Annotated in this window: 11 protein-coding genes; 6 read left to right on the top strand and 5 right to left on the bottom strand. The window is 75.3% G+C overall.

What is annotated here, in order from left to right; genetic code table 11:
• Positions 1-23: 23 nt before the first annotated feature.
• The 3 genes from K7472_RS13780 (at position 24) to K7472_RS13790 (ending at position 4,234) form a co-directional block, all read left to right on the top strand.
• Positions 24-2,018 carry a S9 family peptidase gene (locus tag K7472_RS13780; protein ID WP_222977615.1) on the top strand — a complete coding sequence of 665 codons (1,995 nt, stop codon included), beginning with the start codon at positions 24-26 and terminating at the stop codon, positions 2,016-2,018.
• On the top strand, positions 2,015-2,950 hold the full coding sequence (locus K7472_RS13785; protein WP_222977617.1) for a S66 peptidase family protein: 936 nt from the start codon (positions 2,015-2,017) through the stop codon (positions 2,948-2,950). Before K7472_RS13780 ends, K7472_RS13785 begins: the two co-directional genes overlap by 4 nt.
• Before the next feature lie 156 nt (positions 2,951-3,106).
• Positions 3,107-4,234 carry an NAD-dependent epimerase/dehydratase family protein gene (locus K7472_RS13790; RefSeq protein ID WP_222977619.1) on the top strand — a complete coding sequence of 376 codons (1,128 nt, stop codon included), beginning with the start codon at positions 3,107-3,109 and terminating at the stop codon, positions 4,232-4,234.
• 14 nt (positions 4,235-4,248) lie between these two features.
• Here the strand turns inward: K7472_RS13790 and K7472_RS13795 are convergent, their stop codons facing one another.
• The 3 genes from K7472_RS13795 to K7472_RS13805 form a co-directional block, all read right to left on the bottom strand.
• Positions 4,249-4,905 carry a PhzF family phenazine biosynthesis protein gene (locus tag K7472_RS13795; protein ID WP_222977621.1) on the bottom strand — a complete coding sequence of 219 codons (657 nt, stop codon included), beginning with the start codon at positions 4,903-4,905 and terminating at the stop codon, positions 4,249-4,251.
• Positions 4,906-5,013: 108 nt separating this feature from the next.
• Positions 5,014-6,135, bottom strand: coding sequence for an ATP-binding protein (locus K7472_RS13800; RefSeq protein WP_308013899.1), 1,122 nt, complete (start codon positions 6,133-6,135; stop codon positions 5,014-5,016).
• Complete coding sequence (locus K7472_RS13805) at positions 6,128-7,018, bottom strand: response regulator transcription factor (RefSeq protein WP_222977671.1); 891 nt, start codon at positions 7,016-7,018, stop codon at positions 6,128-6,130. Before K7472_RS13805 ends, K7472_RS13800 begins: the two co-directional genes overlap by 8 nt.
• A gap of 318 nt (positions 7,019-7,336) precedes the next feature.
• Between K7472_RS13805 and K7472_RS13810 the strand changes: the two genes are divergently transcribed.
• Genes K7472_RS13810 through K7472_RS13820 form a run of 3 tightly spaced genes read left to right on the top strand, consistent with a single transcriptional unit; the run spans position 7,337 to position 9,506 of the window.
• A complete protein-coding gene (locus K7472_RS13810; protein WP_222977625.1) occupies positions 7,337-8,104 on the top strand; it encodes a glycosyltransferase family 2 protein in 768 nt (255 codons plus the stop codon).
• Positions 8,101-8,829: a TIGR04282 family arsenosugar biosynthesis glycosyltransferase gene (locus K7472_RS13815; RefSeq protein WP_222977627.1), complete on the top strand. Its 729-nt coding sequence runs from the start codon at positions 8,101-8,103 to the stop codon at positions 8,827-8,829. The genes K7472_RS13810 and K7472_RS13815 overlap by 4 nt, the downstream gene beginning before the upstream one ends.
• The gene (locus tag K7472_RS13820) at positions 8,826-9,506 is read left to right on the top strand and encodes a methyltransferase domain-containing protein (protein ID WP_222977629.1); all 681 of its coding nucleotides are present in this window, start codon (positions 8,826-8,828) and stop codon (positions 9,504-9,506) included. The genes K7472_RS13815 and K7472_RS13820 overlap by 4 nt, the downstream gene beginning before the upstream one ends.
• A gap of 79 nt (positions 9,507-9,585) precedes the next feature.
• On the opposite strand, the gene K7472_RS13825 is transcribed toward K7472_RS13820, so the two are convergent.
• Entirely contained in the window at positions 9,586-9,939 is a 354-nt protein-coding gene (locus K7472_RS13825; RefSeq protein WP_222977631.1) for a hypothetical protein, read from the bottom strand.
• Between the two features lie 83 nt (positions 9,940-10,022).
• A partial coding sequence (locus K7472_RS13830; RefSeq protein ID WP_222977633.1) for a molybdopterin-dependent oxidoreductase occupies positions 10,023-10,655 on the bottom strand: 633 nt, incomplete at its 5' end.

The following is a 10,655-nucleotide window of genomic DNA, read 5'->3' on the forward strand; positions in this document are numbered from 1 at the left end:
CCCAAGACAAGGAGCCAACTGCCATGACCGCCCGAACCGCCCCCTACGGCACCTGGGAGTCACCGATCGACGCGGTGAGCGCGGCGTCCCACGACGGACGCCCGGAGCACCTCGGCACCGTCGGCGAGGACCTGTGGTGGACCGCGCCGCGCCCCGCGGAGGGCGGACGCCGCACCCTGATGCGCCGCAGGCCGCAGGACGGCACCGAGCGGTCCGTGCTGCCCGCGCCGTGGAACGTGCGCACCCGCGTCATCGAGTACGGCGGCGTGCCCTGGGCCGGAGCGCCTCAAGGCCCGGCCGGTCAGGGCCCGTTGATCGTCTTCGCCCACTTCGACGACCAGCGGCTCTACGCCTACGAACCCGACGTGCCCGGTGCCGAGCCCCGGCCGCTGACCCCGGTGTCGCGGGTCGGGGACGGACTGCGGTGGGCCGAGCCGCGGATCTCGCCGGGAGGCGACGAGGCGTGGTGCGTGCTGGAGGAGTTCACGGGTGAGGGGCCGGAGGACGTGCGGCGGGTCGTCGCCGCGGTGCCGCTGGACGGTTCGGCGGCCGAGGACCGCTCGCGGGTGCGTGAACTGAGCGGTGACGAGCACCGGTTCGTCACCTCACCCCGGATCTCGCCGGACGGCCGGTCGGCGGTGTGGATCGCCTGGGACCACCCGCGCATGCCGTGGGACGGCACGGAGCTGAAGATCGCCGAGGTGACGGACACCGGGTTCACCGGCGTCCGCACGCTCATCGGCGGGCCGAACGAGTCGGTCGCGCAGGCCGAGTGGGCCGAGGACGGCACGTTGCTGGCGGTCTCGGACCGCACCGGCTGGTGGAATCTGCACCGCGTCGACCCGGTCAGCGGCCGGGCGGTCGACCTCTGCCCGCGCGAGGAGGAGTTCGCGGGGCCCGCGTGGCGCATCGGGTCGCGCTGGTTCGCGCCGCTGGACGGGGGACTGGTCGCCGTCCTGCACGGACGTGGCGCGCTGCGGCTCGGCATCCTCGACCCCGCCGACGGGAAGGTGACCGACGCGCCCGGTCCGTGGAGCGAGTGGGACGCGACCCTCACCGCGGACGGGACCCGGGTCACCGGCATCGCGGCCACCGCTCGCACCGGCCACGAGATCGTGGAACTCGACACCCACACCGGGCACTCCCGCGTGGTGGCCGCCGCCCACCACGACACCGTAGATCCGGAGCAGTTGCCCGATCCGGTGGCGCGCGTCTTCAGCGGCCCCGGCGGCCGGGACGTCCACGCCCACGTCTATCCGCCGCACAACCCCCGGTTCACCGCGCCCGACGGCGAGTTGCCGCCCTACGTGATCTGGGTGCACGGTGGCCCCACCAGCCGCGCCCCGCTGGTGCTCGACCTGACCATCGCCTACTTCACGTCGCGGGGCATCGGCGTCGCCGAGGTCAACTACGGAGGCTCGACCGGCTACGGGCGCGCCTACCGCGACCGCCTGAAGGGGCAGTGGGGCGTGGTCGACGTCGAGGACTGCGTGGCCGTCGCCGACGCGCTCGTCAAGGAAGGCATGGCCGACCCGGACCGGCTCGCCATCAGGGGCGGCAGCGCGGGCGGCTGGACCACCGGCGCGGCGCTCACCGGTGTCTCCACCTTCGCCTGCGGCACGATCAGTTACCCGGTGCTCGACCTCGCCGCGTGGGCCCGGGGCGGTACCCACGACTTCGAGTCGCGCTACCTGGAGACGCTGATCGGCCCGATCGCCGAGGTTCCCGAGCGCTACGAGGACCGCTCGCCGGCCAACCGTGCCGACCGGATCCGCACGCCCTTCCTGCTGCTCCAAGGACTGGACGACGCGATCTGCCCGCCCGCCCAGTCGGAGGGATTTCTCGCCCGGGCCGCGGGCCGGGGCGTGCCGCACGCGTACCTGACCTTCGAGGGCGAGGGCCACGGGTTCCGGCGCCAGGAGACGGTGGTGACCTGCCTCGAAGCCGAACTCTCCCTCTACGGACAGACGTTCGGGTTCACTCCCCCCGCCGTGCCGACCTTGGAAATGACGACATGACCGCCCCACGTCCTCTGACCCGCCCCCCGCGCCTGCGGTCCGGGGACCGGGTGGCGGTCGTCGCCCCGAGCGGGCCGGTCGTCGCCGAACGGCTCGACGCCGGGGTCGACATCCTCGTCGGCTGGGACCTGGACCCGGTGGTGACGCCGCACGTCCGTGGCCGCGACCGGCGGTTCCGCTACCTCGCCGCCGACGACGCCGCCCGCGCCCGGGACTTCCAGGAGGCGTGGTGCGACCCGGAGGTGACCGCGGTGTTCTGCGCGCGCGGTGGCTACGGCGCCCAGCGCATGGTCGATCTGCTCGACTGGGACGCGCTGCGCGCCGCGGGACCCAAGGTGCTGTGCGGGTTCAGCGACATCACGGTGCTGCAGGAGGCGTTCGCGCTGCGGCTGGGGCTCGCCACGCTCTACGGGCCGGTGGCGTCGGGGGCGGCGTTCGTCAAGGACGGCCCGACCCGGGAGCACCTGCGGCGCACGCTGTTCGAGCCCGAGACGGTGCGCACGCTGACCTCGGCCACCGCGCGGGCCATGGTGCCGGGCACCGCGACCGGCGTCACCTTCGGCGGCTGCGCCAGCCTGCTCGCCGCCGAAGTCGGCACGCCGCACGCCAGACGCGGCGGGCACGGCGGCATCCTGGTGCTGGAGGACGTCGGCGAGTCCCCGTACCGGCTCGACCGTGTGCTGACCCAGCTCCTGCGCTGCGGAGCCATGGACGGCGTCGCGGGTATCGCGCTCGGGTCGTGGCGCGACTGCGGGCCCTACGAGGAGGTGCGCGACGTCCTGTTCGACCGGCTCGGCGGTCTCGGGGTCCCCGTGATCGAGGAGCTGGGCTTCGGGCACGGCGACACCAGCCTGACCGTGCCGCTCGGCATACCGGCCGACCTCGACGCCGACGCGGCCACGCTCACCTGCCGCATACCGGCGCTGAGTTGAGGCCACGGCGCTGAAAGCCTCCGGGCGGGGACCGACGACCTCGCCCGGAACAGCGCCCCGGGGTCGGCTCCGGTCGGTGCCTCCACGTTCTTACGGAACCGTGACGCGCCGTCCGCCAGGCACCCGGACGCGCCGCACGAGCCGTACGGTCGGCCCATGCTGGTACTGGTCACCGGAGGAATGGGCTTCATCGGCTCGCACGTCGTCACGGCGCTCACCGAGGCCGGGCACGGAGTACGGGTGCTGGACGCCCTGTCGCCCACCGCCCACGGAGCGGGCGCGCCCCCGCTCCCGCCCGTACCCGGCGTGGAGGTGATGCGGGCCGACGTCCGGGACCGGGCCGCCGTCGTGGCCGCGCTGCGCGGAGTGGACGCGGTGTGCCACCAGGCGGCGATGGTCGGCCTCGGCAAGGACTTCGCCGACGCGCCGGAGTACGTGAGCAGTAACGACCTCGGGACGGCCGTGCTGTTGGCGGCGATGGCGCAGGAGGGGGTGCGGAGGCTCGCGCTCGCCGGGTCGATGGTGGTCTACGGCGAGGGGCGTTACGACTGCGCGCGGCACGGCACCGTTCGGCCGGGGCCGCGGGGAGTCGCCGACCTGGACGCGGGACGGTACGAGCCGCCGTGCCCGCACTGCGGCGAACCGCTCTCGCCGGGGCAGGTCACCGAGGACGCGCCCCTCGACCCGCGCAACGTCTACGCGACGACCAAGCTCGCCCAGGAGCACCTGGCCGCCGCGTGGGCCCGCGCGACGCACGGCACGGCCGTCTCCCTGCGGTACCACAACGTCTACGGGCCCCGGATGCCGCGCGACACCCCGTACGCCGGAGTCGCCTCGCTGTTCCGGTCGGCGCTGGAACGCGGCGAGGCACCAAGGGTGTTCGAGGACGGCGGGCAGCGCCGGGACTTCGTCCACGTGCGGGACGTCGCCGACGCGAACGTCGCGGCGCTCCACGGACTCGGCACACGGATCGAGCCCGGCACGCTGCGCGCCTACAACGTCGGCAGCGGCACGCCGCACACCATCGGCGAGGCGGCCGGCGCGCTGGCCGAGGCGTTCGGCGGGCCGCAGCCGGTGGTGACGGGGGAGTACCGGCTCGGCGACGTGCGGCACGTCACCGCGTCCTCGCGGCGTATCCGTGACGAGTTGGGGTGGTCGGCGCGGATCGGGTTCGCCGACGGGATGGCGGAGTTCGCGCGCGCCCCGATGCGGGCGCCGACTCCGCCGACCCTGCCGACCGCCGAGGCCCCGGCGCCGGAGACCATTCCGGCCTCGGCGACCTAGGCGCCGTCGGGCCGTCAGAGGGTGACCCGGCCGCCCACCTCGATCGTGCCGTCGGGAAGCGGTCGGGTGAGGATCCGGGAGCCGGTGCCCTGGCGGATGTCGAGAGGGCGGCCGAGTTCGGCGGTGAGCAGGAGTGCCGCGGCGCCGGTCGCCTCGTCCTCGACAATGCTGTCGCCGCGGCGCGGGAAGGCGCGGGCGCGCACCAGGCCCGCGGCTTCGTCCTGCCACGCCCAGGCGTACAGCCAGCCCTCGCCCGGGGGCGGAGCGGGCAGCGCGTCGACGTCGGCGGCCGAGTCGAAGCGTTCGGTGCGGCGGCCCGTCGCCCAGGCGGCGCGGCCGGTGACCCACGTCCACTCGCCGTCGTGGCGTACGGCCACGTCGCCCGCCGGGGGGCGCAGGACGTCGACCGGTCGGCCCCGGTGTCGCAGGAGCCAGGCGAGGCCCACGAGGGGGTGCCCCGCGAACGGGAGCCGGGCGCTGGGTGTGTAGATGTCGACCGAGCCCGACGCGGGGTCGTCGAGGAACACGGTCTCGCTGTAGCCGAGTTCGGCGGCCAGTCGTTGCCGCGCGGGGCGGCCGGCGACGGAGGGGCCGTCGTACACGATGCCCAGCGCGTTGCCGCCGGTGCCCTCGGGACCGGTGAAGACCCGCACCACCACGAGATCGTCCATGGGGGGATTCAACCTCATCGGGGCGAGCGGCGGTGCGACCGCGGGAGACCTCGGGACCGGTCCGCGCGGGCTCAGTTGGGCGCCGTCGCCTCAGTTGGGCGCACCGGCTCAGTTGGGCGCCGCGGGCAGGACGACGTCGAAGCGGCAGCCGCCGGGGACGTTGGTGACGGACGCGCGGCCCCGGTGGGCCTCCACGATCCCGCGGACGATGGCCAGCCCGAGCCCGGCCCCGGCGGGGGGCGTGCGGGCTCCGGTGCCGCGCCAGCCGGTGTCGAAGACGCGCGGCAGGTCCTCCGGCGGGATGCCGCCGCAGCCGTCGGTGACCGACAGCACCACCGACTCCTCCCAGCGCCGCGCCGCGACCGCCACGGTGCCGTCGGCGGGAGTCCGGTGGATCGCGTTGACCAGGAGGTTCGCCAGGACGCGGGTCATCTCGCGGCCGTCGACCTCCACCGGTACCGGTTCGACCCCGGCGCCGACCAGCCGCACGCCGCGTTCGCTCGCCAGGGCGCCGACGCCGGAGATCGCGTCGCCGACCAGATCGTAGACCGACATCCGGGACGGGCTCAGGGGCAGCGCTCCGGCCTGGATGCGGGAGAGTTCGAACAGGTCGCCCACCATGGCGCTGAGCCGTTCGACCTCGGCGCGGATCTGCGCGTGGTAGCGCGGCGGGTCCGGCACCATGCCGTCCTCCAGCGCCTCGGCCATCGCGCGCAGTCCGGCCAGCGGGGTGCGCAGGTCGTGCGAGATCCAGGCGACCAGTTCGCGGCGGGACGCCTCCAGCGCGCGTTCGCGGTCCCTGGACGCGGCGAGCTTGGCGCTGGTGGCCGCCAACTCCCTCCCGAGTTCGGCGAGTTCGGCGGTCGGGGCGGCTTCCGGTGGGGCGAAGGGCGTGCTGCCCTCGCCGTCGCCCAGCGCCCGGGTCGCGGCCGTCAGCGCCTTGCTGCCCGCGACGACCTGGCGGCCGAGCACCAGCGTCACGGCGAACGACACGATCCCGGCCATCACGCAGACCAGGACGACGACCCGCAGGTCGTGCGAGGACAGGAACATCGCCCACGCCACCGAGAGCGTCCCGGCGAGGAACGCGGCCACCGTGACCGCGGCGACGACCACCAGCGACAGCGCCACCGAACGATGCCGCAGCAACCGCAGCGCCATGGCTCCGAGCAGCCCGGCCGCGGCGGCGCCCGCGGCGGCGTACAGAGCTATCTGCGCGAGGTCAGACACCGTGGGCCTCCGCCGCGTCCACGGCGCCGGCACCGGGCTCGGTGACAGCTCCGCGCTCGGCCCCGGTGACGGGCCCGGCGACGGCATCCGCCCCGGCCCCGGTGACGCCATCCGCCCCGGCCCCGGTGACGGGCTCGGCACCCGCCCCGGTGACGGGCCCGGCAACGGTTCCAAGCGCGGCCTCGGCGCCCGGCTCCGCCCCCTCGCCGTCCGTCCCCGGCGGATCGAAGCGGTAGCCGACGCCCCAGACCGTGCTGATCAGGCGGGGGCGGGCCGGGTCCGCCTCGACCTTCTCGCGCAGTCGCCGTACGTGCACCGTCACCGTCGACAGGTCGCCGAACTCCCAGCCCCACACGCGGTGCATCAGCTCCTCGCGGCCCAGCACCCGCCCCGGGTGCCGGAGGAAGAACGCCAGCAGGTCGAACTCCCGGATGGTCAGGGCGAGTTCCTCGCCGTCGCGGGTGGCGCGGCGGGCCGCGGGGTCGAGGGCGAGCGGACCCGAGCGCAGCCATGGCCCCGGCGCGGGCGACGTGCCCGCCCTGCGCAACACGGATTCCACGCGCAACACCAGTTCGCGCGGGCTGAACGGCTTGGTCACGTAGTCGTCCGCGCCGACCTCCAGACCCAGGATGCGGTCGTCCTCCTCGCCCCGCGCGGTCAGCATCACCACCGGAACCGGTCCGCGCTCGCGTATCCGGCGGCAGACCTCCAGGCCGTCGAGCCCGGGCAGCATCAGGTCCAGCACGACCAGGTCGGGGGCGAGCCGGGCCGTGCGGGCCAGCGCGGTCGGCCCGTCGGCGGCGCGGTCCACCGCGAACCCGGCGCGTTGCAGATAGCCGGTCACCACCTCGGCGACCGTCGGGTCGTCGTCCACGACCAGCACCCGTCGCGGCGCACCTGCGCCATCCGCGTCCCCACCGGTCTCCCCTGAAGGCGAGCCTGAGAGCGAGGCTGAAGGCGAGCCGCCCGACCGCACGCCGGAATCCGGGGCGGCGGCGACGTCCGTCGCGTCGTGCGTCGTCGCGCCGTCCGCGTCGTCCGGGCGGTCGGCGGGGCTGGGCAGGGGGTTTCCGGTCACGCTTCGAGTCTCGCACCGGGGCCGCCCGGCCGGTCCGCGTGCGGCGGCAGCGCGGCCTCACGTCCGTGTTTCGTAAGGATCGGATGTCCGGTTCGCGTATTTCGTCTCCGTAGGGTGAAGCGCGTGACCGATACCCCTCACTCACCCGGCGGAAGCCGGGTTCCCGCGCCCGTCGACGTCGTCCTGCCGTGTCTGGACGAGGCCGAGGCCCTGCCCTGGGTGCTGGACAGGATCCCGAGCGGCTGGCGGGCGATCGTCGTCGACAACGGTTCGACCGACGACTCCGCCCGGCTGGCCGCGTCGCTCGGCGCGTACGTCGTGCACGAGCCGGTACGCGGATTCGGCGCCGCCTGCCACGCCGGGCTGCGCGCCGCCACCGCCGAGGTCGTGTGCTTCCTCGACTGCGACGCCTCGCTCGACCCGGCGCAGCTGCCCCGGGTCGCGGGTCCGGTGCTCGACGGCGACGCCGACCTCGTACTCGGCCGCCGCAGGCCCACCGCGCGTGGCGCCTGGCCGCTGCACGCGCGGCTGGCCAACCGCGAACTGGCCCGCCTCATCCACCGCCGCACCGGTCTGCGGTTGCACGACCTGGGCCCGATGCGGGCCGTCCGCCGCGAACCGATGCTGGCGCTCGGGCTGACGGACCGGCGCTCCGGCTACCCGCTGGAGACCGTGGTCGCCGCCGCCGACGCGGGCTGGCGGGTGCGCGAGCTGGACGTGTCGTACGCGCCGCGCGCGGGCCGTTCCAAGGTCACCGGGACGTGGCGCGGCACCTGGAACGCGGTGCGCGACATGCGCGCGGTCCTCAACCGTCCACCGGCGGCCGGCCCGGCGACGACGCCGGAACGCGACGCGCTGCCGCGTACGGCGACGGGGACGGTGATCCGATGAGCGTTCCGTACGATCGCGGCACCGTGGCCGTGTCACCGAGGCCGACCGCAGCCCCGACCGCAGCCCCGATCCCGGACCCGATCCCGGACCCGACCGGCCCGACGACGCTGCTCGTCATCGCCAAGGAACCGGTCCCGGGGCGGGTGAAGACCCGGTTGACGCCGCCGTACTCGCCCGGTCAGGCCGCCGCGCTGGCGGAGGCGGCGTTGCGCGACACGCTGGACGTCGTGTCGCGAGCGCCGGCCCGGCGCAGGGTGCTGGTGCTCGACGGGCGGCCCGGACCGTGGGTGCCCGCCGGGTTCGAGGTGCTGCCGCAGGCCGGTGGCGGGCTGGACGAACGGCTCGCCGCCGCCTTCGCCGCGCACGCGGACGGACCCACGCTGCTGATCGGCATGGACACCCCGCAGGTCACCGCCGACCTCCTCGCGCCCGCGCTCGCGCCGGACGCCTGGCGGGAGTGCGACGCGTGGTTCGGGCCCGCGCGGGACGGCGGCTTCTGGGCGCTGGGGCTGGCCGCGCCCGACCCGGCCCTGCTGCGCGGCGTCCCGATGTCCACCGCTCACACCGGCGCCGTCCAGCGCGCCCGGCTGACGGCGGCGGGGCTGCGGGTACGGGACCTGCCGCGACTGCGGGACGTGGACACCGCCGCCGACGCGATCTCGGTGGCGCGACAGGCTCCGGGATCGCGCTTCGCCGCCCGGCTGGCGGGGTTCGCCGCCTCATGAGCACCAGCACGACAACAGAGTTGACGCCACGTCAGCACCGGACGCCCTGGGTGGACGACCCCTATTCCCACGCGTTGCGCACCGGTCGCGGTCCGCTCTTCCTGCGGCGCAGCGACGGCTGGATGCTGCCGCTTGAGGTCGAACGGTGGTGTGCCGAACCGGATGCCGCCGACACGGAGTTGCTGCGCCGGTGCCGCGGCCCGGTGCTCGACATCGGCTGCGGTCCCGGCCGGTTGGTCACCGCGCTCACCGCGTACGGGCTGCCCGCGCTGGGGCTCGACGTCAGCCCGGCGGCGGTGGCCCGGACGCGGGGGATGGGCGGGGCGGTGCTGCGGCGTTCGGTCTTCGAGCCAGTGCCGGGGGAGGGCCGCTGGGTCACCGCGCTGCTCGCCGACGGCAACGTGGGGATCGGTGGCGACCCGGCCGCGCTGCTGCGGCGTGTACGTCAACTCGTCGCTGTGAGCGGGGTGTTGCTGGTCGAGGCGGACGCGTACGACGTGGACGAGCGGTTCACGGTACGGGTGGAGGACGCCTTCGGGCGGTACGGCGAGGAGTTCCCGTGGGCGCGGGTGGGCAGCGCGGGAGTGGTGGAGGCGGCGGAGGCCGTGGGGTGGGCGCCGCTGGAGCACTGGACGTGCGACGGCCGCCGATTCGTCACCCTGCGACCGGCCGCCTGAGCCGCGCGACCCGGGGGCGGTCGGCCGAGCCGACCGCCCCCGCCGCGACCTACCGGCTGAGTCGACCGCCCGCCGCGACCTACCGCCGCCGCCCCAGCAGGACCCGTACGACCCCCGTCACCCCCGCCACCACGCCCACCGCGACCAGCCAGTCGCGCACGTAATCCAGCGGCAGCACCGTCGGGTTGGCCGCCGGGCGCGGGGTGAGGATCGCCGGGAGGGCGACCACCGTCAGGCACGCCGCCGTGAACAGGCCCGCGCGCAGCGGCCCGCGCCACGGTCCGTCACGCGGCACGAGCAGCGCGCCCACCGCAAGCGTGATCGGCACCAGCACCCCGTCGTGCAGCAGCACCGCGCCCACCAGCCACCGCACGACGTCCCACGGGTCCCGGATGTAGGGATCGGTCAGCAGGATCGACAGTCCCACGCCCATCCCCGCCAGCCCGAGCGCGCCGCACGCCGCTCGGGCCGCTCGCGCCGCCCGCGTCACTCGTGTCGCCCGTGTCGCCCGTGTCCTCACGTCAGCACCTCGATCCTGGTGACCCACTTGGTCTGGAGCACCCCGGGCCGGTTCGGGGCGATGATGCGCGCGGGGTAGCCGTGGTCGTGGTCGAGCGGTCGTCCGCCCAGCGACACCGCCAGCAATGTCAGCGGATCGCGCGCGTACGAGGCCCCCATCTCGGTGACCGCGTAGTTGCCGCCGCGTTCCAGGGAGACGATCCGCACCGGTGCGTCGTGCGGTGCCTGCGCGCGGTCGAGCAGGTCCCGCAGCGGTACGCCCGTCCAGTGCGCGTTCTGGCTCCAGCCCTCGACACAGGAGATAGGGAGGACGGCGGAATGCTGGGGCAGCGCGGTTAGTTGACTGTACGTCAGTTCGTACGGCGACGGTCCGGTGACGCGCAGCCGCCAGCCCGCGAGGCGGGTGCCGGTGATGCCCGCCTGCGCGGCCGTGCGGTTGACCGGAAGGGACTGCGGGCCGTCGCCGGGGCGGCGCGGGGCGAGCAGGTCGGTGACCTTGAGCGGGGTGAACGCCTGCCCGACCGTCGCCAGCGTCACCCCGCCCGCCGCGGTCAGCACGGCGGCGACGAAGGATCGGCGGTCGGCCGCGTCCGGGTCGGCCGGGCGCGGCCCCCGCAGCCCCCCCCGCCC

The organism is Streptantibioticus parmotrematis, from assembly GCF_019890615.1.
Lineage (GTDB): Bacteria > Actinomycetota > Actinomycetes > Streptomycetales > Streptomycetaceae > Streptantibioticus_D > Streptantibioticus_D parmotrematis.

Coding starts and splice junctions, on each gene's coding strand:
- K7472_RS13780 (WP_222977615.1), top strand. CDS start 24: ATGACCGCCCGAACCGCCCCCTACGGCACCTGGGAGTCACCGATCGAC.
- K7472_RS13785 (WP_222977617.1), top strand. CDS start 2,015: ATGACCGCCCCACGTCCTCTGACCCGCCCCCCGCGCCTGCGGTCCGGG.
- K7472_RS13790 (WP_222977619.1), top strand. CDS start 3,107: ATGCTGGTACTGGTCACCGGAGGAATGGGCTTCATCGGCTCGCACGTC.
- K7472_RS13795 (WP_222977621.1), bottom strand. CDS start 4,905: ATGGACGATCTCGTGGTGGTGCGGGTCTTCACCGGTCCCGAGGGCACC.
- K7472_RS13815 (WP_222977627.1), top strand. CDS start 8,101: ATGAGCGTTCCGTACGATCGCGGCACCGTGGCCGTGTCACCGAGGCCG.
- K7472_RS13820 (WP_222977629.1), top strand. CDS start 8,826: ATGAGCACCAGCACGACAACAGAGTTGACGCCACGTCAGCACCGGACG.
- K7472_RS13825 (WP_222977631.1), bottom strand. CDS start 9,939: ATGGGCGTGGGACTGTCGATCCTGCTGACCGATCCCTACATCCGGGAC.